The sequence below is a fragment of the Chlorogloeopsis sp. ULAP01 genome (genome assembly GCF_030381805.1).
GTDB lineage: Bacteria > Cyanobacteriota > Cyanobacteriia > Cyanobacteriales > Nostocaceae > Chlorogloeopsis.
In genome coordinates, this window is the sequence record NZ_JAUDRH010000009.1 from 25,328 (window position 1) to 46,948 (window position 21,621).

Consider the following 21,621-nt stretch of genomic DNA (forward strand, 5'->3'; position numbering starts at 1 on the left):
TTCGCAGTCAAAAGCCTCCTCACAATGGACACCACAAATGGAAGCTGACTTTCAGCAGCGTTCAAAGGATGTAATTGCAAAACTTGCAGGCAGCAAATACGGAACTACTGCTTTTGAGAGTGAAAAGAAATCTTATCCCAAGGCAATGATAAACTTTCTTGCCGGGAATAGAGAAAAGGCTATGTCTTTTCTACAATCTGAAGATGCTGATGCCCAAAATCACGCCCACACTTTGGGAATTGATTTTTACTCTGGTTTCACCCTCAAAGGGCAAGTCCGCAAATATTTCTACTTTGGCAAGTATCTTAACCCGACCTATCGCCAGCGAATGAAAAAGGCGATGCAAATTTGGACAGAAGTAGATCCGCTCACACGCCACTTTCCATATCAACGCCACTTCTGGCAGAAGTCAACTGATAACTGCGATACTTGGGTAGATTGCCGCAACACTGACAACCTAAAAGCAATGCGAGAAGTTGCTGTATATCTGTTTGCCGAAGAAACTGGTAATGAAAAGACACGCAAGATATACAAAGAACGTATCAGCCGCAATGTTCGTACTTTATATCAAATTGGTCAAGGCGAATGGGATTCTGAAAACTACTTGGGACATACCATTACCAGCTATATAAATCTCTACGATTTTGCAAAAGATCTAGAAGTAAAATCACTAGCCCAGTCTGCATTAGATTGGTTTTTCGCTTCTGGCGCACTAAAATATTGGCGTGGTGGATTTGGTGGCCCTTCTAAGCGCGATTATAGTCAGGGTAATTGCACCTGGTGTTCTTTGGCTACCCATTCTCTTGGGTTGTACTTTGGTGATTCACCCCTGGCAGATCCAAAGCCTGAACCAGACGAAGTACACTTAATTACTAGCAGTTATCGTCCGCCAGCAGCAGTTATGGCATTGGCGTGGAAGCAATTTCAAAAGCCAGTAGAACTGTTAAATTCTAAACCAACCTATGAAAACTGGAAACTTGGAGGTAATAACGCACCGCAATTCCATGAAACCCTCTATTTTGGCAACACTTTTCAGCTGGGGACATTAGCTCAAGGTTCCGGTGGTGACTGGAACGGCTTTAAGTTGATGGCATTTAATACTGAGCGCGGTGTTGATTATTTTATTGCCGCAACAGGAACAGATCCTACCAAAATATCTACTTCATCCGTTGGTGGTGACAACGTTGCTCAGTACCGCAATTTAGTCATCTGGCTCAACAACAAGCCACAAGTACCGTTTCAATTCTTCTTACCCAAGTCAGCAAAGCTGGAAACCCACAATGGTGTGACTTTCATTCGGTACGAAAAAACCTGGTTGGCACTGACACCGATTAATTTAAAAGTTGAGGGAATTAACGATAAAGCAACTCACAAAATCAGCGATCGCTATCCCAATGACCAGATTTTAACTGCAACTGGCACTCTTAAGACTATAAGCGGTTTTGCTTTAGAAGTCGGTGAGCAGGAAAGCTACGGTAGTTGGGAGCAATTTAAACTGTCTGTGGTAGAGAAGTCGCGGTTAAATCTGAGCCAAATTAACAGTGGCATAGTTGAGTATCAAGATGTTGCGGGGAACATAAAACTCAAATATCAAGGTTCAGGCTTACCAAAAGTTTGGAGAAACGGACGATATCATGACTGGAAGAATCGCTTTGCCGTTTACCAAAATCGTGACGGGGGTAAAACACCTATTTCTCTGGGATGGAAGGAAGGTAAGCTCTCTGTTGAAGCTGGTGGATACAACTTCCAAACTCAACCCTAACTTTTTCTTTTGGGTACGCTGTTTTTGAAGCGATCGCTCTTTGAGTACGGTAATAAGTAAGTAGACTGCCTAGAAGGAAAGTACTGAAATGAGCAACCTTGAAATTGTAAAGCGTCTTTACACAGCATTTAGCGATCGCGATCAAAACACAATTCTTCAAATATTCGATCCCAATATAGAGTGGATACAAAACGAAGGGTTTCCGGGTGGTGGCAGATATTGCGGAGTAGACGCAATTTTGAATGATGTCTTTGCCAAGTTTCGCTCGGAGTGGGAGACATGGCAAGCGGTGGTGGAAGAATGGTTAGACGCTGGCGACACAATTATCGCTTTAGGCGAATATCGTGGCACTTATAAATCAACAGGCAAATCAACAAAAGCTGCATTTGCTCACGTCTACAGGCTTAAAGATAATCGCATCGTCAAATTTCAGCAATACACGGATACACTGAAAGTCGCTGAAGCAATGCAGTAGTAACACTTCATCAGGAGACAGAATGGGGCGATCGCTTCGAGTTAAGCTATGTTCTCAATGCAATCAACCTGCATTAGTTCTTTATCGCATTAAGCATGAGAAAGACGGAGATTGGGTTTTTGTATGCCCTAAATGTTGGCAGCAAGTCAGCGAAAATAACCCGTTTTATGTTTATGGTGGAACGTGGAAAGCCCAGAAAAAGAGTTAGGTTCAGCATCAATAACCCTAGATGTTGTATATCAAAATCTATATTTCGTCTTCTTCGTCCAAATAAATAATTAACTATTAGTTCATTGTATTAATTATGATGTTCATATAAGTTCGTAATAAGGACTTTAGCCCTAAAATTCAAGAGCGCTAAATCGCTTACTACGAACACTCCAAAACTTATTTGATAGACTACTACTTTACCTTTCATAAATTTCTAACGGCAAAGCATCTGGATCTTGAAAAAAAGTAAATCTCTTGCCAGTAATTTCATCTATTCTAATATCTTCTATTTCAATACCATGAGCTTGTAAATCACATACAGTTTTCTCGATATCATCAACTTCAAATGCCAAATGTCTTAAACCACAAGCTTCGGGCTTACTTACTCTTTGTGGGGGATTAGGAAAAGAAAATAATTCGATTTGGCAATTATCGCCAACTTGTAAATCTAATTTATAAGAATTTCTAGCTGCTCGAAAAGTCTCATTAATAATCGCAAATCCTAAAACTTCTGTATAAAACTTTTTTGATTTTTCGTAATTTGAACAAATAATTGCTACATGATGAATTCCAGTAGTTTTCATTTCTAGATGTTAATGGTTAGTAGTTAGTAGTTAGTAGTTAGTAGTTAGTAGTTGGTTGTTCTCCTCTGCACCCCTGCTCCTGTTGCTTTCTTGTCCCCTTGTCCCCTCTGCCCCTGTGCTCCTGAAGCTCCCCCTCTCAAATGAATGGGCAGGCGATTTGCCCACCCCGGATATTATTCATCCTGTAAAACCGTCTTGGAAACAATTCTGGTTTTTTTGCGATCGCTTTCCGATAATTCTTCTCCAGCTTGTAGGCGAGTGGCAGAAGTTTGCAAAACTGTTGCTGCGCCTACATCCCCCATCTGTAGGGCAGTTTTGGCAGCAGTTTGCAACATTGTTGCTGCTCCAGCGCGATCGCCTTGTTGCAATTTCACCTCTGCTAGTTGGGTTTGCCGATACTTGGCTAATGCCAGAATATGCTGCTGTACTTCTGGATTAGAGTCGCTTTGATAAGTTGAAAGCACATTTACGTTCACCGTTATATTTTCTGACACTAAGCCCGTCTTGTTTTGCGCCGGATCATCGTAACGTACTTGTAAATTGGTAATAGCTTGTTTGCCTGGCGGAAACTGCCCCAAATAAAGATTTAACAAAACAACCCGTTCCGTATCCTTCATCAAATCGCCCAGGCGCACTGCATAACGTCCATCAGCTTCCTCTTGCACTGGTAACTCAATCGTATCTGGAGAAACTTGGGCAATTGGTTTTAGTTCTGCTAACCGCACCTTCGGCATCAAAGAGAAAAGTAAATAAGCATTAGTCAATCCCACTGCTTGCATCCGGTTGAAAAGGCGGCTAAACTCATCTACTGCTTGTTCTGGTTGCTGGATATAAGAAAGTGTACCGCCACCGGCATCAGCTATTTTTTCCAAAATATCTTGGTTCCAATTGTCGCCAAATCCCAAAGTATTTAAAGTTAAACTGTAGCCAGTAGCCAACTGGGCAAATTTCAAACAACGTTTGTTGTCACCGTGTTCATTTTCACCATCAGTTAGTAGAAAAGCTTGGGAAATAGCTTCTTTTTTCCCCTTTGCCAATTCCTCAATACCCAAACGCAACCCTTCATCAATAGCAGTACCACCATCGGCAGCAAGACGATTGATTTGCTGTTTAATGCGCTCTCTATCTTCGATCGCTTGATTAGGTACTAAGACTTTGGCACGATGATCAAAAACTACTATACTCAAGCGATCGCCTGGCTTAAGTCTGTCAACAATGCGATTTGCGGCTTTTTTAACAGTTTCTAGTGGTCGCCCGCTCATAGAACCACTATGATCCAAAATTAGGCATAAATTCAGTGGCACATCACGATCCATTTGTTCTGCGATCGCAGAAACAGAAATTGCCAACTGACGTTGACTGTTCATTTGACTGGCATCCAAATTGCCATCATTTAGTTTAGGCAGCAAACTAACCTTCATAATTTAAGGTTCCGAACCAGGATATACCATATTTATAAATAACTTCAGGATGCAATATCTGCTCTACGGAAAAGCAATAAAGCAAAGATACATTAATAATATTGACAATAATTTAATAACAAGTGTTACTTAGAAGCAGAAAAATCCTGCTTATGAGCGAGAAATCCGCACCTCCAGATGAGCGTGCATCGCGCTAGGATGTATTACAGTTAACGGCTTTAATTCAGGCAACAGTTGCTATGGACATTTCCCCCATCAAGGCTGTGCAAGCCCCTTATTACGGCGATAACTTCTACCGCACGCCACCGCCAGATTTACCTTCTTTATTATTGAAGGAGCGAATTGTCTATCTTGGTATGCCCCTGGTGCCTGCTGTCACGGAACTTATCGTTGCTGAACTGCTGTATTTGCAGTCTGACGATCCAGATAAACCGATTAAAATTTACATCAACTCCACAGGCACCTCCGGTTATAGTGGTGAACCGATTGGCTTTGAGACAGAAGCCTTTGCCATCTATGACACGATCAAATACATCAAGCCTCCTATTCACACCATCTGTATCGGGATGGCAGTAGGTATGGCGGCAATGCTCCTCAGTGCAGGAACAAAGGGATGCCGTGCTAGTTTGCCCAACGCTAGTATTGTTTTGCACCAACCCAAGAGCTATGCTCAAGGTCAAGCAACTGATATTCAAATTCGCGCCAAGGAAGTACTAGCTAACAAAGCAACAATGTTAGACATTCTTTCTCGCAACACCGGGCAGCCCAAAGAAAGAATTGAGAAGGATATGGATCGCCTCTTTTATATGACTCCTAAGCAAGCTGTGGAATATGGCTTGATTGATAGAGTCTTTGAAAAAGAAGAACTCGCTCACCCTCCTGTACCTGCGAGTATTCTTTAAGAGCAGCTATGTTGAGGGCTGAAGGCAGAAGGCTGAAGGCAGAAATATAAAAATTTTATTTCAAGCTTCATCTTTCACACTTCATCTTACCCTGCGGGAAGCCACCCTAACGGGCGTCTACATTCTTCATACTTTACCCACCTCCCAATAATTTATATACGGAGTAGTAAAAATGCCTATAGGCGTTCCTAAAGTTCCCTACCGGATGCCGGGGGAACAATTTACACAATGGATTGATATCTACAATCGTCTTTACCGGGAACGAATTATTTTCTTGGGACGAGACATTGACGATGAAATAGCCAATCAAATTATTGCTGTAATGCTGTATTTGGATTCCGAAGATCCAGGTAAGGATATTTATTTATACATTAATTCCCCTGGTGGGATGGTTACTTCTGGCTTGGCAATTTATGACACCATGCAGCACATCAAATCTGATGTGGTAACAATTTGTGTGGGTTTAGCAGCTTCGATGGGTTCTTTCTTGCTAGCAGCTGGCACTAAAGGTAAACGATTGGCATTGCCTCACTCACGGATTATGATCCACCAGCCTTCTGGAGGTACTCGCGGGCAAGCAACTGATATCGAAATTGAAGCGAGAGAAATTCTGCGGATTCGCCGTCAGCTTAATCAGATTTACGCTAACAATACTGGTCAGTCTTTGGAAAAGATAGAAAAAGACATGGATCGTGACTTTTTTATGTCTGCCCAAGAGGCAAAAGACTACGGCTTGATTGATAGAGTAATTGAAGAACGCCCGTAGTTAGAGACTAGGGACTAGGGGCTAGGGAGTGGGAATGTGGGATAATAACCACTAACTACTGTACGGGAGGCAGCGCGCCCTTGTGGGTTAAGCGCGTCGAGTGCGACTGCCGGGCGGGTTTTAATAACAATCCCTCTAGGATGACAAAATATCTAAATAAACCCGCCCCTACTAATGACGAATGACTAATCACTAATCATTAACCTTTAAACTTGGCAATTTGGTCTTTATTATTGGTACTTAAAGCATTATGCTTTAAGCTAATAGTTCATATTCGTGCTTGTAGTAGCTGAAGATGGATCTTGGAGATTGCTACCGTTTATTGGGTTTAAGATCGGGAGCTTCCTTTGCCGAAATCAAGGCGTCTTATCGCCGACTGGTACAGCAATATCATCCTGATATCAACCCAGATGATAAAAAAGCAAAAGAAAAGTTTATTGCCTTAACTGAGGCATACAAATTGCTGTTGGAAGTTGTACCTCCTATCTCAATACCGCAACCCTCAACTCCATCATCAGGGGCAACTCCTCAGGAAATTACAAAAACTTACTCAGAACAAACTTATCACCAGACGCCACAACCCCAACCAAAACCACAACCGCCACAAGCATCAGAAATAGAACAGCGTTTGAAGTGGAAAACTTATGAGCAGTTGCAGCAGTTTTTGAAAGCAAGGAGGTTTCCGCAGGCGATCGCACTAGCAGAAGCGTTAGCAGAACGGATGCCAGAAGATGCGGAAGTACGTCAGTGGCAAGCAATTGCTTATAAAATCTGGGGAAGGGCGCTGATCGCACAAAAACAGCTACCTAAGGCCAAAATCTATCTGCAAAAAGCTTTAAAAACCGATCCCCACAACAAGGCATTATGGGATGAAATACAGCTTGACTTCCAAAAGTTAGAACAGTTTTTGTGATAACAAAGTTCTTTGCAATACGCTTTACACAAATCCCCAACTTTTTAGTAAAGCGGGGATCTTTACAAATAAATTTTTACGTTTAATTTAGTTATTTTACTTAACATAAACTTTTGTGTAATTTAATTTACGGGTTTGCAGCACGCATTTTATTCTGAACGAGATTTGATTCAGCGAATAGCAATGAGTGACTCCAAATCTTCAGAATTGCCTTTGTGGGTACAAGATAGAGAAATTGTCCTTGCTAACGATGAGGGAGTTGACTGGCGAGAAGGGCAACGTCCAGATTATACTTACACTAATCAATTTCTTCACAAAGAGAGTCAATATCAGCATCCAGAAGGCTCTTTAGAGGCGATCGCTCAAAACTTAGTCCGAACTTTTGAGATGGAAGCGTCTCACAAATCTAATCCTCAACAGTGGCTTTCCATTGTTAGTGATCGGTTTAAAATGAGTAGTAATGGAGGAGCGCAATACACAGCCCAGGAAGTAGCAAAAGAAGGAACTTATAACTTGTTTTTAGGTGAAAGCGAACAGTACAGTTCCAAATCAGAAACTTTTGAATCTTCTTTTGAAATGTTTCACAAAGCCTTTCCCGATGGTTTTTTATGGGAACTAACGGAAGTACTTTCAGGGCCACCAAATGTTACCTTTAAATGGCGGCATTGGGGAACATTTAGCGGTTCTTTTAAAGATTATGCACCCACAGGAGAAACAATAGAAGTAGTAGGCGTAAGTATTGCTCGCGTCACAGAAGATTTGAAAATTGAGTCTTTAGAACATTACTTCGATAACAGCACATTTCTGCAAAAATTAACTGCCGGTGGTTGTCCCTTTCACTCTTAAAATTAGGGCGATCGCTAATTAATATAGACTTGACTTTAAAATCGGCAGGGATAGGTTTATACTCTATTCTTTTTCAGATAGCTACAGACAATAACGTGGTGATTGATGTGTAACAATATTTGGGAGAATTAGTATGACTCTGATATTTCCTTTGCTAAACTTCCCTGCCAATATAAGTTTTATCTAGAAACATCCTACCAAAAACCCGACTTTACGAGAAAGAAAGTGGCAATATCCTGATCCTTGACATCATATTCGCTTCAAAACTTGTCGTTTCGGTTGACAGGGATATGTGCCAGATGCACCCGACGTAGAGAAATTTTAATCATCAGCAAACGGCCAGAATTGATATTACCTTTTTATCATTAATAACAGTACTACTGGAATTATTGTTGTAAATATATTAACTAATAACACTTAGACTGTTACTTATATCATTACCTGATAATCCTTTATAGGGTGACGCTTGCTCTATGAGGGATTAAACTGTGGATAATACTAATTCAGTATTGCTTGGTAATAAGGTTTACATAATCATTTAATTGCATCATTAAACTCCTAAAACCCGATCAATCCCATATAAAAATTCAGTTATGTCAGTTCAACAACGTAGTAGCGGTGAAGGTGCAGATTTAATTATTGGTGTTCAAAGTCATAACAACCGCGACTTGCCGCAAAATACTACTCCTGTGGGTGCTCTTGCCAGAAGTCAAGGAACAATTTCTTCCTTTCTTGCTCCTCTAACTCAGGATACTTTTAAACTAGTTGTTAAAGAAGTAGAACAAAAATTACAGATTGTCAATCAAACCCTGTCAATGTTGGATTCCCATGGGTTTGAAAAAATTCTGCAAGAAATGTTACATTCTATAACTTTAAAAACCGGGGAATTACTGGGAGCAGACCGGACGACTATATTTTTACTAGATGAAGAAAAACAACAACTGTGGTCAATTGTAGCAGAAGCAGAAGGCGATCGCTCTTTAGAAATTCGTGTTCCGGCTAACAAGGGCATTGCTGGTGAAGTAGCGACTGAAAAAAAGGTTATTAATATTCCCTTTGATTTTTACAACGATCCTCGCTCTTTTTTCGCCCAAGCACAAGAGAAAAGAACAGGCTACCGTACCTATACAATGTTGGCTTTACCACTATTGAATGAACGTGGGCAATTAGTGGCAGTAGTGCAATTACTAAATAAATTAAAATCTCATATCAATCCATGTGCGGCTTTATCAGAAAGAATTGAGAGTGGTGGCTTTAACAGTAACGATGAACAGCTTTTTCAGGAATTCGCTCCTTCGATTCGGCTGATTTTAGAGTCATCACGCTCCTTTTACGTTGCTACTCAAAAACAAAGAGCGGCGGCGGCACTGATGAAAGCGGTTAAGTCTTTGAGCCAAAGCAGTCTTGACTTAGAAGATACCCTCAAACGGGTGATGGATGAAGCTAAGGAATTGATGAATGCCGATCGCAGTACTCTCTGGCTGATTGATAGCGATCACCACGAATTATGGACAAAAATTTCCCAAGCCGACGGCTCAACAAAGGAGTTACGTGTTCCAATTGGTAAAGGTTTTGCTGGTATAGTTGCGGCATCTGGGCAGACGTTGAATATCCCCTTTGACTTATACGAGCATCCTGATTCTGATACTGCCAAAAAAATAGACCAGCAGACAAGCTATCGTACTTGTAGTTTACTGTGTATGCCAGTTTTTAATGCCGATCGCGAATTAATTGGTGTGACGCAACTAGTAAATAAAAAGAAGTCTGGTGATTTTCCTTTTTATAATCCCACCGATTGGCCTCAAGCTCCTGAATGCTTCCAAGCTAGTTTTGATCGTAACGATGAAGAGTTTATGGAAGCCTTTAATATTCAAGCAGGAGTGGCATTACAAAATGCTAAATTGTTTGCCACAGTCAAGCAACAAGAGCAAATGCAGCGAGATATTCTCCGCAGTCTTTCCAATGGTGTAATTTCTACTGATAAACTCGGATATATTCTTGCTGCCAATGAAAGTGCCAAACGCTTGTTAGGTTTAGATACACAAAATCGCCTAGAAGGAAAATTAATTACTGAGATTATCCGTATTAAAGAAGGTGACTTTCAAAAGTGGTGTCAGGATGCTTTGAGTGCAGCCGAGTCAAAATACCGCCAGCAGTACTATCCCGATCGCACGCTACTGGCAGGTGGAGATGAGCAGCACAGTGTAAATTTATCGATTAACACAATAGCTGATGCCAGCGATCGCAATCAAATCTGTGGCGCACTCGTAGTTATGGATGACATCAGCGACGAAAAGCGCCTCAAAAGTACGATGTATCGCTACATGACTCAGGAATTAGCAGAAGAATTGCTGAAATTAGATGATGCTAAATTGGGAGGCGATCGCAAAGAAGTTTCAATTTTATTCTCTGATATTCGTGGCTATACAACTTTGACAGAAAACCTAGATGCAGAAGAAGTCGTAAGTATGCTCAACGAGTATTTCGAGTCGATGGTAGAAGCTGTATTCAAATATAAAGGTACTCTCGATAAATACATTGGAGATGCCATCATGGCTGTGTATGGTTCCCCTTTACCTTTACAAGAACACGCTTGGATGGCAGTGCAAACATCTCTAGAGATGCGTCACCGTTTACAAGAATTTAATGCTCGTCGTCATGCAATTAATAAACAGTGTGTCAATATTGGTATTGGGATTAATTCTGATGTAGTCATCAGTGGCAATATTGGCTCTAGCAAACGGATGGAATTTACTGCTATTGGTGATGGAGTTAACCTCAGTTCGCGGTTAGAAAGTGTCAGTAAGCAATACGGTTGTGACATTATTATTAGTGACAAAACATACTATCCTTGCAAAGATTTTATTCACGCTAGAGAACTAGATTATATTCGTGTCAAAGGTAGAAATGAACCAGTAGCTGTATATCAACTCATCGGTTTGCAATCTGACTTTATAAGTAGCGAAAAGTTAAAATTTCTTGAGTACTATCACCAAGGGCGCAGTTACTATCTCAAGCGCCAATTTACCTTTGCGCAAGCCGAGTTTAACAAAGTTTTGGAGATTGACAAAAATGATAAAGCCACACTCATGCATATGCAGCGTTGTCAACACTGGTTGCAAAAACCTCCATCAGATGCAGACTGGGATGATGGTGTATGGACTTATCAAGAAAAATAGATAATGCAGGAGCCGTCAGTTTATTTTGAACGTTAAAGGTAAACCTATGTTGTCTCATCCACCAGAATTTATCTTATTTGTGCAGCATGGGTGGGCAGATGATAATCGAGCAATGACGGATTTGGGGCGGCGTCTCGTCACGGATACAACTCCAGTAATTGCTCCTAACTTGGGGTACATCCAAACCTGGATTAGAATTACTCCTCTCATTAAACTTGTAGAAAAGATTGCCATCGAGCAAATTGCTAAGTATCCGGATGTTCCCATCAGGATCATTGGTCATTCGATGGGTGGTTTAATTTGGTTAGAATTACTGAATCGTCACCCCCAGTGGTGGGCTAAAGTACATTCGCTAGTTATGGTTGCATCTCCGGTTGGCGGAGCAGATTTAGGGCGGATCGTCGATCCCTTGAATCTTGGTATCGGAGTTGCTCGTGATTTAGGAATAAATCGCAAAGCGATCGCCCAAAAAATTGCTGCTGTGATTCCCACATTAGCGATCGCTGGAGATATTGACGATGGCAGTGACGGTACTATTCCAGTAGGATCTACCAAGTTTGCAAATGCGAAGTTTATTTGTTTAGGCGGTTTATCTCATGCTGTCTTACGAAATCATGCACTGGTTGCATCAACAATTCGCGACTTTTGGTTAGACTTTACAATCGGTGAATCAATTATATTTGATGACATTGTGCAACGTTTACACGCAGTGCCAGGAATGACTGATGGGCATTGGCGTGACTTTTATCAAGCTAAGGTGGTGATGAAGCTGAACAATGGTGGTACAATTCGGACTTGGCGAAACCTGATTGGCGTCGATCATGTCTTTGTGGCATCTCCACAAGGAAAATGTTTATATGCTGGCTTTGTGGGTTGGATGCACGCTCAAGATTTACGCCTAGCCTTAGAAGATATTAGGCAGGCATATGGGGTTTCTAGTAACTAAAGTAATTTATGAAACGGTCAAAAAATCAACTATTTGATGAGATTTTAAAAGTGCGATCGCCTCCAAGCTGTAAAGTTCAAAATTTGTGAATATTGCTAGTTGATATAACTGTATTACGAGTTTTTACTGTTATTAACCAATTTTTCTGACAATTGTAATAATCAACTTAGGAAAGCTTTGTTGAGGTGAGGTGATGAAACCTTTTACTTCAGTAGTTCTAGCAACATTTTTAGCTGCGGTTGCAACTTTACCTTTTGAGCAAAGCGCTAAAGCTGATATTATTATTCGTTTTGGTGGTGGCAACCGATACCACAGAGTTTATAGACCCAATTATAAACAACATCGTTACAGAGTCTATTATCCAAGATATTATCGGGTGTATAGCCCAAGACATTACCCAAGATATCGTATTAGGCATCGTTCCAGAAATTATCCAGGTTATCGAGTAAATTACCCAAGCTATTACCGTATTCGGAATTATCAGCGCTCATCATGGTGGTGATTTGTTCTAATTTCTGAAAACTTGCGATCACCCCCAGCATAGCTAACCGAGATCGGGTTCAACGCCCATCGCTCGCAATTGTGCTGCTAACCGTTCTGTAGGAGTCATTATCCAGTTGCCTGCTGCATCATACCAGCGCAACCAAGACATCTCAATATCTTGATATTTTCCCTGCCAAACACCTAATCCTAATTCTAGTTCTGGCATCCAAAAGCGCGGCTCTTGTAGGGCTACCTCTGCATAACGACTGCCATCCAATTTAAACATTCTGAATTGAGAAGCGTAGCGATCAAATACAGCGTAATAGGGTATGCGCAGAATCCGCTCGTATACCTCCCATTTTGTCGGCGGTTGTTCAATATCCCTTAAAGTCTGCCCTAAGTCTTCTTTTTCAGTACCGGGAGAAAGCAACTCAACCACAATGAAAGGATTCACACCCTCTTGCCAGACGACATAACTTAAGCGCAAATCTCGCTGTTCATACAGACGAGGAACTCCCAAAACTGCAAACCAATCTGGGCGCTTGTACCATAGTGTATGGCGCGGATCGTAGTAAAGATTTAAGTCGCTAGCAACCAAAATCTGATCGCTAGGGTAATTGGCAGGGCGAAATGTTTCGTCTAGAAGACTAGGTTGCAACAAATGAAACTGATCGGGCAAACCAGGCTCCTTAGGATCTTCACTAGGAAGATCGTACATCGTGGGGAGTACTTCTTTGGGCGGACGAGGTGGATCGGTTTGATACATGGTGAAGATTAAGCTCTCTGTATAATATTATGAGACTTCTACTTGGCTGCTAGACATCATCGCACCGCATTGATCAGATTTTCCGGCAAAGGTCGATATTCGGCAAACTCCATTGAGAAAGTTGCCATTCCTTGAGAAAGCGATCGCAGTTCTGTGGAATAACCAAACATCTCTGCTAAAGGTACTTCAGCTTGAATCACCACATCATTATTCCTGGTTTGGGAACCTAGCAGCAAAGCACGACGCGATAATAGCTTTCCTTGTATACGTCCTAAAAATTGGCTTGGTGTTTCTACTTCCAACAACATCATCGGTTCTAAAAGTGTTGGTTGGGCTTTGGCAAATGCTTCTTCAAAGCCAAACCTGGCTGCAACTCGAAACGCCAGTTCCGAAGAATCGATGGGATGAAAAGAACCACCTTCAAGAATCACCTTCACTCCAATAATCGGATAACCTTTAAGCCATCCAGTTTTCAATGCATCACGGCAGCCTTGTTCGCAAGCGGGAATAAACTGGTTAGGAATAGCACCCCCAACTACCCGATTTTCAAATATAAACGGTTCTTCACAGGGTTCTATCCTACCGATCACATGAGCGTATTGTCCCGCGCCACCAGTTTGTTTTTTGAAGGTATAGTCGAAAGTTGCAGATCTGGCGATCGTTTCGCGATAGGCAACGGCTGGCGGACTAACATAAACTTCGGCGTGGTATTCTCTTTTCATCCGTTCTAAGTAAATTTCCAGATGCAACTCGCCCATACCTGACATTAGGGTTTTGTGCGACTCTGGATCGGTGCTGATATGCAAAGTCGGATCTTCTCTAACAAAACGATGCAATGCTCTGGAAATACGCTCAATATCTTCTTGGCTTTTTGGGGTAATGGCAATAGTCATTACGGGTTCCGGTACAAATATCCCTTCCAAGGAAAGGTTAGTTCCCACAGAACAAAGGGTATCGCCAGAAGCACAGTCAACTCCAATTAAGCCGACAATCTCCCCAGTCATTGCCGATTCTAATTCTTGACGCTTATCAACTTCAATTCTCACCAGTCGATTCACGCGTACCTGTTTTTTTGTGCGGCTATTGTAAAGGCGATCGCCACTCTTGAGAGTTCCTGAGTAAAGGCGAGTGTAAGTTAACTGCCCAAATTCGCTATCAATTAATTTGAAAGCAAACGCTACCACTGGAGCGCTAGGATCGGGATAAACTTTGACTTGTTGTTGAGTTGAGACATCTGTAGCACTCACAACTTGTCTTTCGATGGGAGAGGGTAAATATAAAGCGATCGCATCCAGTAAATTTTGTACGCCCTTATTTTTAAACGCCGAACCCATCAACACTGGTGTGAACTCTAAGCTCAAAGTTCCTTGGCGAATAGTATCCCAAATCATTTGTTTTGGTACTTCTTCACCTACAAGTAACTTTGTCATCATCTCTTCTGAATGGATAGAGATGCGATCGAGTAGTTTTTCTCGTGCTAGTTGTGCTTGTTTCTGTAAATTTTCTGGAATCGGCTTTTTAACTAGTTTTTCTCCATTTTCTCCGTCAAAGTAGTTGGCAGTCATATCGATTAAATCGATAACTCCCTCAAAGTTATCTTCCGAACCGATGGGATACTCAAGCACTACCGTGTTAAGTAATAACTTTTCTTGAAGAGCTTCGATAACTCGGAAGGGATTAGCACCAATTCGATCGACTTTATTAATAAAAGCAATACGTGGCACGCGATAGCGTTTCATCTGCCGATCCACTGTATAGGTTTGAGACTGAACCCCTGCAACCCCATCTAGTACCATGATTGCCCCATCCAATACCGAGAGCGATCGCTCAACTTCGATCGTAAAGTCTACATGCCCTGGAGTATCAATTAGGTTAATCTGCGTATTGTTCCAAAAACAGGTGGTAGCAGCTGAGGTAATAGTGATACCCTTTTCGCGCTCTAATTCCATATAATCCATCGTGGCACCATCACCATCACCACCCACTTCTTTCATTTTGTGGATTTTACCTGTATAGAACAAAATCCGTTCTGAAAGGGTGGTTTTTCCGGCATCAATATGAGCAGAAATTCCAATATTACGAATGTTGCTGCGGGAAATCATAATACTTGCTCCTATTAATTCAAAGAGCAATCAAAGTTTAAATTCTCAAGGTTGAAACAAAATTTATGTTTCAGTAGCTATGACAATGACTTGTTCTTGTTTTATCAGCATTGTCATCTTGATTGATGCTATTGTTCACTAATTTTAGCTTTATTTTCCAAGCAAGTATAAATTTATCTAAATTATTCGTAATTTAAACGTAAAAATTTTCTCCCTCACTAGAAAACTATGTAACAAACAACACAATATGAGCATAAAAATCTCTTTTCTCTAGTTTCTAGTCCCTATTTTCATGACACTAATAGATTGAGAAAATACTAAAATATGTTACCTTAACTGCAACAAGCAATTTTTACAGGAAAATAGATGTAGAGGGGAATAAAAGCAAAGCAGGAATTTAGCCTCCTGTTCCTCATATCCAAAAACGCCTCAATAGACTCTAAGCGAGTGGTGATTGGAGGTGTAGAGTATGTATGATCTTCCAGTGTCTGATGGTAGTATTTATCTAGTTGTCAAAATCTGCATATTGATTTTGGTAATATGCGTGTGGATGGCACTGAGTGCTGCACCTGTTTACTAAAATTAAATGCACATTAACTGGCATGTGACCAGTCGTTGAGAACCTCATGCTCTTGCTGTTTGGGACGTTGACGCACTGGTCGTAAAGGAGTGCCAATATCCATGTTACGATAAGCTTGTTTCTTCTTGGTGGTTTTGCGTTCTTGTTTATTTAGGTCAATTTGTGTAGCAGTCATTGTACTTACCTCAATTTTAGAATTTAAATAATTTATAGGTACTACGTATAATTACTGTCTGTAAAGACTACGCCGTTATTACCGGGTCTATATTAACTATGGATAGTGAAAATGGCAAGATACCAGAGACTTATTACCGTAGTATTACGCATAAAAGTAGAGATGAACTCGGTAAGCCATCTTAGCCCTTTATTTATTCCATCATGTGAAAAACACTGATTTCCGGATCAACAATGAAAAAATTTTTAATTTGTACGGATTTTTACGTTGTTAATTTCACGTAATGTAGCACAATTTTCACTAGCTTATTTAATGTTTTGTTTATAATTCACGACTCTATCTTGAAAATAGCGTTGGGGGAACAGGTGAAGAGGTATTTCCATGTATCCTGGTGAATGCAATTCACAAAGGCAACTTATCAAACATAATATTTAGTTGTCATAATCTCTTCTAGAAAAATTAGATAAAAGAGCGATCGCATAATCATCTTTGCAGGTGATAGGGAGTGAAGATTGAGCAACTATTTCGGAACTAGCTTGAGTGTGGCAGTAGTCTTTGTTGCAATACTCTTGTTCGCCCACAGCATTGGATGATATTCAATTTTGCTCCAAGGAGCAATCATATCAGTGTAGTGCTTGTGAAAAGCGTGTCCAGACTGCCCAGGAGCGTGAATGGCTAATGAGTTATCCAAATTTGCTATATCAACTATCATCCGCATTGAAGGAATCTCAGTCACCTGAAAAGAAGATTTATTTGCCCTCCATCGGTTAGCATTGACGGTTTCCCCATTGCCCGCAGTGGTAAAAGAACCACGATTAAATAAAGCTTCAATCGGTGCCACCCCAGATTTGCCTAAAGTAGCATTTACAAAAGTAATAGTATGTAGTTTGCCCCAGTTCCAATTTTTAAAGTCTTTGCCTTGAATTTGTTCTAGCTCTGCTACTGCTTCTGTGAAAGCTTGCCGCAGAACATAGTCGCGGTTTTCAGTTGTAGGAGTTTTGCTATTATCCCACCATATACTATTAGGCTGTTTAACTAAATTTTCCACCACAGCATACCAGCGATCGCCTCCATCAGGAAAGTACTTTTGAGGCAGTTGATCATGGAATGTATCGGCTAGCAAATGCTTCCAGAAACTCTCAAATAAAGCCGCAGCCGGTGATGCCATTCCTAACTGCAAATCCCAATCTTGCAACAGTTTTTGAGCTGCTTGCAGTTGGGAAGCATTGAAAGAGAGAGATTGCAGTAGTGGTACTAGCGTCTGAGCATTTAAATTGCGATCATCACCTTGCATCTGCTGTACATCGTTAACAGATAAAGGCTGAGTTTGCTGTTCTATCATCTCCACAATGCGTTTTGCCCGGTAGCCATAAACCCAGTCTTTAGTAATTACGTAGGGATATTCACTCGCTACTGAATTATTGGCGGTAGCAATGTAACCTTGAGACGGATTGAAACTTTGGGGTAAATCCTCAAAATTAACATAACCTTGCCACTCGTATTCATCTGTCCAACCAGGAACTGGATAGCGTCCATCTCCTTTTGCACGTTCAGGGTATTTACCTGGTAACTGGTAGCCAATATTGCCATCTATGTCAGCAAAAACTAGATTTTGAGCAGGAACATCAAAATTGCTAGCAGCAGTGCGGAACTCCTGCCAGTTTTGAGCACTATTGAGTTGGGCAATTGCATAGGCAAGTTTGGATGGTTCTAGAGCTGTCCAGCGCAGAGCAACTGCATAGTTCTGTGGTAAATTAAAGTGCTGAGTTGAATTAAATTGATTCAAATTAGGTGAGACATCCGAAAGAATCGGCCCGTGTCTGGTATAACGAACCGTTTGAACAATCGGCTCGCTACCTGCAACTTGAATTGTTTGTTTCACAAGTTGCATATCTACCCATTTACCATTCACCTCATACTGATTGGGGTTGTTTGGGTTGACTTTTTCGATGTACAAATCCATGACATCAGATTGGACATTCGTGACACCCCAAGCAATGCGATCATTATGACCGATAATTACCCCTAGCATTCCTGCGAAGGAGAAGCCAGTCACGTCATAAGGACACTCTTTACTTTTGGGTGTACAGTGCAAACCAACCTCATACCAAATAGAGGGCATTTGCGCAGCTAGGTGAGGATCGTTTGCCAATATAGGTTTGCCTGTAGCCGTGCGCTTCCCAGATATAACCCAACTATTCGAGCCAATTCCTACTCCTGTTGAGCCGATTAGTTTTTCTAGAGCTAACATTGGTTCGGTAATTGGTTCTACAGCTTTTGCAACAACATCTACAGAATAGTGGCTAGTGGTTTCCAACTGTTGTCTGGCTTGTTTGGGTTCTCTTTCATATTTCAACCTAGGTAAAATAGTCGGCAAACTTTCAGGGTAAGGCGGAAAAAGTTCTTCTAACTGAGCAGAAGTGAGGGTTTTAAGCAAGATAGCGCGTTCTATTTCGCGATCCAAATTTCTACCCAAATCGTAAGCCATTACTTTACCCCAAGTTAGGGAGTATAGCGGTTGCCAAGGTTCCGGTTTATACCCAGGATTGAGAAGCTTGAGGACTGCGTATTCTAAACTTAGGGCGCTGCCTTGACGCTGTTTGATATAGGCATTGACACCATCAGCATAAGCTTGCAGATTCGCTTTCATCTGTGCATCCATTTGCTGTATTTCTTGTTGCACCACCTTTGCCCAACCCATTGTCCGCAGATATCTGTCAGTATCCACTTGGGAAGAACCAAACATTTCTGCCAACCGTCCAGAACCAATGTGTCGCCAAAAGTCCATTTGCCAAAAGCGGTCTTGAGCGTGTATGTAACCCTGTGCTAAGAACAGATCGTGGGAATTAGTAGCAAAAATGTGAGGGATTCCCCATTGATCGCGCCGAACAGTAACCTCTGCTTTAATTCCAGGTAGTTGTATTGTGCCACTTTCTTTCGGAAAAGATTGACGGACAATATAGGTGGCAAATACCACTAGCAAAAGCCACAAAACTAACAGTAAAATCACGATGATTTTTAGTCTCTTAGGCAACCAAATTGTCCAAAAGCTTTTCATGTCAGGCTACTGTGACACAGTTAGTAAAATTACAGTTATTATAAGGCAGAGGGAAGGAGAATCCTCGCGAATGAATTCGGGGGATTTAATAAAGTTGCTATGCGTTTATTTGTCTCCATAAATAAATTTAGGAGGCAACGCGCTGTCTCGCCACCGTAGTGGCTCCCCTACACCCTTACACCCTCTTGCGCATTAATGAATCCCGGTTTGTACACGCCAAAATCCTGCATAGATACCATCAAGCGCTAGTAATTCCTCATGCGTACCTTGCTCAACAATTTGACCATTATCCATCACACATATGCAATGACTGTTGCGAATCGTGGAAAGACGATGAGCGATCGCAATAGTAGTTCTATTCACAGTAATCTTGTCTAAAGAGCGCTGAATCGCTGCTTCTGTCTCGTTATCCACCGCAGATGTCGCCTCGTCTAAAATCAAAATCGGTGGATCTTTGACAACTGCTCTGGCTATAGCAATACGTTGGCGTTGTCCCCCAGATAACTTTTGTCCTCGTTCCCCGACTATTGTTTCATAACCTTGAGGAAGCCGCATAATAAAATCATGGGCTTCAGCTATTTTTGCAGCATTGATAATCGCTTCATCTGTAGCATCAAAAGTACCGTAGGCAATATTTTCTGCTACTGTACCATGAAATAAAAATACATCTTGACTCACTAAACCAATGCTACGACGCAAATTAGATAAATTCAATTTTTGAATATCAATTCCATCAATAGTAATTACACCGTTAGAAGTATCATAAAAACGCAGTAATAATTTAACTAATGTGCTTTTACCCGAACCAGTTGAACCAACAATAGCAATAGTTTTTCCGGCAGGAATATGCAAAGATAAATTCTTAATTATTGTTTCACGATTTTGATAGGCAAAAGTAACATTTTTAAATTCAACTTCACCCCGTACTTTTTCAACAACTAAAGGTATATCTCCTGTCGTAATTTGGATGGGAGTATCTAACAAATCCATAACGCGCTTTGTAGAAGCCATTGCCCGTTGATATCTATCAAAAGTTTCTCCTAAAAATACCAATGGCCACAATAACCTTTGTACTAAAACCAATAAAACACTATAATTACCTATAGATATTCTTCCTGCATATGCTGCCATCCCTCCCAAAAATAATAAAGCCGTGAATCCGACTAAAACTAACATTCTAATTACGGGTATAAATGCAGCAGAAAGTTTAATTGCTTTGGCGTTACTTTTTTTATAAGCCTCACTTTCATTTGCTAATCTTGCACTCTCATAATTTTCAGCAGTATAACTTTTAATTGTACTAATTCCACTGATATTATTTGCTAAACGAGAGTTCAGAAAACTGACTTTTTCTCTGACATCAGCATAACGAGGTTCGAGACGTCTTTGATATACCAGAGAACCCCAGAGAATAAATGGCATTGGCAACATTGCTGCTATGGTGATGCTAGGAGGTAAAATAAAGAGTGCACCACCAATTAAAATTATGAATGAAGTAGTAACTTGAATAATTTCATTTGCTCCTCCATTTAAAAAATCTTCCAGTTGGTTGATATCATCACTCAAAATAGACATCAAGCCACCTGTACTACTGTCTTCAAAATAAGCTGACTCTAAATGTTGTAAATGATTGTAGGCATCTAGGCGTAAATTATGTTGGATATTTTGGGCTAAATTCCGCCAAAGCCTGTCATAGGCATACTGAGAAAGCGATTCAAATATCCAAACAATCACGGTGATTAGTGAAAGTAAAACAAATTGCCATAATACATCTCTAATTCCTAATTTACCTATGAAGGAATTTTGTTGCTGTACTAATATATCTACAGCAACACCGATTAACCAAGGTGGGGCTAAATCTAAGATTGTATTAATAATAGAATAGGTCGAGGCCTGATAAATTTGTGAGCGATAATTTTGTCCGTAGTTAAGTAAACGTTGAAGGGGAGAATGTTTCTTGGTTGTTTGAAGTGGTTTTGATATCATTATAACAACTAAAAATTCAAGACTTATGTTTTATTTAGCTTAAATAGCAGTTAACAAAATACATAAATACTACTATGTTCTTGATATCTAAGTCTATCCAAAAACGGTAAAATTTTATCCCAATTAGGCAATTATTAGTAAATTTGCTGAAATATATACAAAAAAGTGATAAAAAGTTACGAATAAGCATTCCTGATAACTCTTCATGTGGCGAGACTGAATTCTTTATAAGCTATTTCAACAATCTCCCAGTTTACTATTTGAGCTATTGACAAATCCACCAGAAAATGCAAATGCTGGTTTTGTGACTAAATGGTTTGAAGAACTTTTAGGATGAACGCGATCGCAAATATCCAACTTACCCCTAACTGTTCTCGAAGATTTGAGTGTAGCACTGTTAAACTTTACCAGTCTAGCTGATTTGCAATCTTGGTTGGAAGCGCTTAGTAGTTAATCGAACCATCGCA

At 40.7% G+C, this 21,621-nt stretch carries 18 protein-coding genes and 1 pseudogene; 12 read left to right on the forward strand and 7 right to left on the reverse strand.

Annotated elements, in window-relative coordinates; all coding sequences use genetic code 11:
• Positions 1–37: 37 nt before the first annotated feature.
• From QUB80_RS18595 to QUB80_RS18605, 3 genes are all read left to right on the forward strand, one after another.
• Positions 38–1,762 (forward strand): hypothetical protein, encoded by a 1,725-nt coding sequence (locus QUB80_RS18595; RefSeq protein ID WP_289791002.1) that lies wholly within the window; start codon positions 38–40, stop codon positions 1,760–1,762.
• 88 nt (positions 1,763–1,850) lie between these two features.
• Complete coding sequence (locus tag QUB80_RS18600) at positions 1,851–2,237, forward strand: nuclear transport factor 2 family protein (protein ID WP_289791003.1); 387 nt, start codon at positions 1,851–1,853, stop codon at positions 2,235–2,237.
• Between the two features lie 22 nt (positions 2,238–2,259).
• Complete coding sequence (locus tag QUB80_RS18605; protein WP_289791004.1) at positions 2,260–2,445, forward strand: DUF8622 domain-containing protein; 186 nt, start codon at positions 2,260–2,262, stop codon at positions 2,443–2,445.
• 199 nt (positions 2,446–2,644) lie between these two features.
• Here QUB80_RS18605 and gloA2 read toward each other — a convergent pair whose 3' ends face one another.
• Positions 2,645–3,031: an SMU1112c/YaeR family gloxylase I-like metalloprotein gene (gene gloA2, locus QUB80_RS18610; RefSeq protein WP_289791005.1), complete on the reverse strand. Its 387-nt coding sequence runs from the start codon at positions 3,029–3,031 to the stop codon at positions 2,645–2,647.
• Positions 3,032–3,204: 173 nt separating this feature from the next.
• Positions 3,205–4,452: a vWA domain-containing protein gene (locus tag QUB80_RS18615; RefSeq protein WP_289791006.1), complete on the reverse strand. Its 1,248-nt coding sequence runs from the start codon at positions 4,450–4,452 to the stop codon at positions 3,205–3,207.
• A 239-nt stretch (positions 4,453–4,691) separates the two neighbouring features.
• Here QUB80_RS18615 and QUB80_RS18620 point away from each other — a divergent pair, with 239 nt between their 5' ends.
• From QUB80_RS18620 to QUB80_RS18650, 7 genes are all read left to right on the forward strand, one after another.
• Positions 4,692–5,354, forward strand: coding sequence for an ATP-dependent Clp protease proteolytic subunit (locus tag QUB80_RS18620; protein WP_289791007.1), 663 nt, complete (start codon positions 4,692–4,694; stop codon positions 5,352–5,354).
• A gap of 172 nt (positions 5,355–5,526) precedes the next feature.
• Entirely contained in the window at positions 5,527–6,120 is a 594-nt protein-coding gene (locus QUB80_RS18625; protein ID WP_016872889.1) for an ATP-dependent Clp protease proteolytic subunit, read from the forward strand.
• Between the two features lie 295 nt (positions 6,121–6,415).
• Positions 6,416–7,033 (forward strand): J domain-containing protein, encoded by a 618-nt coding sequence (locus tag QUB80_RS18630; RefSeq protein ID WP_289791008.1) that lies wholly within the window; start codon positions 6,416–6,418, stop codon positions 7,031–7,033.
• 183 nt (positions 7,034–7,216) lie between these two features.
• Positions 7,217–7,879, forward strand: coding sequence for an ester cyclase (locus tag QUB80_RS18635; protein ID WP_289791009.1), 663 nt, complete (start codon positions 7,217–7,219; stop codon positions 7,877–7,879).
• A 593-nt stretch (positions 7,880–8,472) separates the two neighbouring features.
• Entirely contained in the window at positions 8,473–11,058 is a 2,586-nt protein-coding gene (locus QUB80_RS18640) for a GAF domain-containing protein (protein WP_289791010.1), read from the forward strand.
• A 46-nt stretch (positions 11,059–11,104) separates the two neighbouring features.
• The gene (locus QUB80_RS18645) at positions 11,105–12,004 is read left to right on the forward strand and encodes an alpha/beta fold hydrolase (RefSeq protein WP_289791011.1); all 900 of its coding nucleotides are present in this window, start codon (positions 11,105–11,107) and stop codon (positions 12,002–12,004) included.
• A gap of 193 nt (positions 12,005–12,197) precedes the next feature.
• Positions 12,198–12,506, forward strand: coding sequence for a hypothetical protein (locus QUB80_RS18650; RefSeq protein ID WP_289791012.1), 309 nt, complete (start codon positions 12,198–12,200; stop codon positions 12,504–12,506).
• A 42-nt stretch (positions 12,507–12,548) separates the two neighbouring features.
• Here the strand turns inward: QUB80_RS18650 and QUB80_RS18655 are convergent, their stop codons facing one another.
• The 5 genes from QUB80_RS18655 to QUB80_RS18675 all read right to left on the reverse strand — a co-directional run bounded on the left by QUB80_RS18655 (position 12,549) and on the right by QUB80_RS18675 (position 21,154).
• Positions 12,549–13,253 (reverse strand): Uma2 family endonuclease, encoded by a 705-nt coding sequence (locus tag QUB80_RS18655; protein WP_289791013.1) that lies wholly within the window; start codon positions 13,251–13,253, stop codon positions 12,549–12,551.
• A 56-nt stretch (positions 13,254–13,309) separates the two neighbouring features.
• Complete coding sequence (gene fusA, locus QUB80_RS18660; protein WP_289791014.1) at positions 13,310–15,355, reverse strand: elongation factor G; 2,046 nt, start codon at positions 15,353–15,355, stop codon at positions 13,310–13,312.
• Positions 15,356–15,948: 593 nt separating this feature from the next.
• The gene (locus QUB80_RS18665; RefSeq protein WP_289791015.1) at positions 15,949–16,110 is read right to left on the reverse strand and encodes a hypothetical protein; all 162 of its coding nucleotides are present in this window, start codon (positions 16,108–16,110) and stop codon (positions 15,949–15,951) included.
• A 520-nt stretch (positions 16,111–16,630) separates the two neighbouring features.
• Positions 16,631–19,168, reverse strand: coding sequence for a penicillin acylase family protein (locus QUB80_RS18670; RefSeq protein WP_289791016.1), 2,538 nt, complete (start codon positions 19,166–19,168; stop codon positions 16,631–16,633).
• Between the two features lie 192 nt (positions 19,169–19,360).
• The gene (locus tag QUB80_RS18675; RefSeq protein ID WP_289791017.1) at positions 19,361–21,154 is read right to left on the reverse strand and encodes an ABC transporter ATP-binding protein; all 1,794 of its coding nucleotides are present in this window, start codon (positions 21,152–21,154) and stop codon (positions 19,361–19,363) included.
• A 220-nt stretch (positions 21,155–21,374) separates the two neighbouring features.
• Here QUB80_RS18675 and QUB80_RS35265 point away from each other — a divergent pair.
• Together QUB80_RS35265 and QUB80_RS18680 are read left to right on the forward strand one after the other, a co-directional pair.
• A pseudogene (locus QUB80_RS35265) lies at positions 21,375–21,449 on the forward strand (DUF2887 domain-containing protein); the annotation flags it as partial.
• 54 nt (positions 21,450–21,503) lie between these two features.
• Positions 21,504–21,608, forward strand: coding sequence for a DUF4351 domain-containing protein (locus QUB80_RS18680; RefSeq protein ID WP_289791231.1), 105 nt, complete (start codon positions 21,504–21,506; stop codon positions 21,606–21,608).
• The last annotated feature ends 13 nt before the right edge of the window (positions 21,609–21,621 follow it).

Bases quoted from the DNA above. Each gene is read 5' to 3' on its own strand.
- fusA (WP_289791014.1), bottom strand. From the start codon at position 15,355: ATGATTTCCCGCAGCAACATTCGTAATATTGGAATTTCTGCTCATATT.
- QUB80_RS18620 (WP_289791007.1), top strand. From the start codon at position 4,692: ATGGACATTTCCCCCATCAAGGCTGTGCAAGCCCCTTATTACGGCGAT.
- QUB80_RS18675 (WP_289791017.1), bottom strand. From the start codon at position 21,154: ATGATATCAAAACCACTTCAAACAACCAAGAAACATTCTCCCCTTCAA.
- QUB80_RS18605 (WP_289791004.1), top strand. From the start codon at position 2,260: ATGGGGCGATCGCTTCGAGTTAAGCTATGTTCTCAATGCAATCAACCT.
- QUB80_RS18670 (WP_289791016.1), bottom strand. From the start codon at position 19,168: ATGAAAAGCTTTTGGACAATTTGGTTGCCTAAGAGACTAAAAATCATC.
- QUB80_RS18655 (WP_289791013.1), bottom strand. From the start codon at position 13,253: ATGTATCAAACCGATCCACCTCGTCCGCCCAAAGAAGTACTCCCCACG.
- QUB80_RS18645 (WP_289791011.1), top strand. From the start codon at position 11,105: ATGTTGTCTCATCCACCAGAATTTATCTTATTTGTGCAGCATGGGTGG.
- QUB80_RS18650 (WP_289791012.1), top strand. From the start codon at position 12,198: ATGAAACCTTTTACTTCAGTAGTTCTAGCAACATTTTTAGCTGCGGTT.
- QUB80_RS18595 (WP_289791002.1), top strand. From the start codon at position 38: ATGGAAGCTGACTTTCAGCAGCGTTCAAAGGATGTAATTGCAAAACTT.
- QUB80_RS18625 (WP_016872889.1), top strand. From the start codon at position 5,527: ATGCCTATAGGCGTTCCTAAAGTTCCCTACCGGATGCCGGGGGAACAA.
- QUB80_RS18615 (WP_289791006.1), bottom strand. From the start codon at position 4,452: ATGAAGGTTAGTTTGCTGCCTAAACTAAATGATGGCAATTTGGATGCC.
- QUB80_RS18630 (WP_289791008.1), top strand. From the start codon at position 6,416: ATGGATCTTGGAGATTGCTACCGTTTATTGGGTTTAAGATCGGGAGCT.
- QUB80_RS18635 (WP_289791009.1), top strand. From the start codon at position 7,217: ATGAGTGACTCCAAATCTTCAGAATTGCCTTTGTGGGTACAAGATAGA.
- QUB80_RS18600 (WP_289791003.1), top strand. From the start codon at position 1,851: ATGAGCAACCTTGAAATTGTAAAGCGTCTTTACACAGCATTTAGCGAT.
- QUB80_RS18665 (WP_289791015.1), bottom strand. From the start codon at position 16,110: ATGACTGCTACACAAATTGACCTAAATAAACAAGAACGCAAAACCACC.
- gloA2 (WP_289791005.1), bottom strand. From the start codon at position 3,031: ATGAAAACTACTGGAATTCATCATGTAGCAATTATTTGTTCAAATTAC.
- QUB80_RS18640 (WP_289791010.1), top strand. From the start codon at position 8,473: ATGTCAGTTCAACAACGTAGTAGCGGTGAAGGTGCAGATTTAATTATT.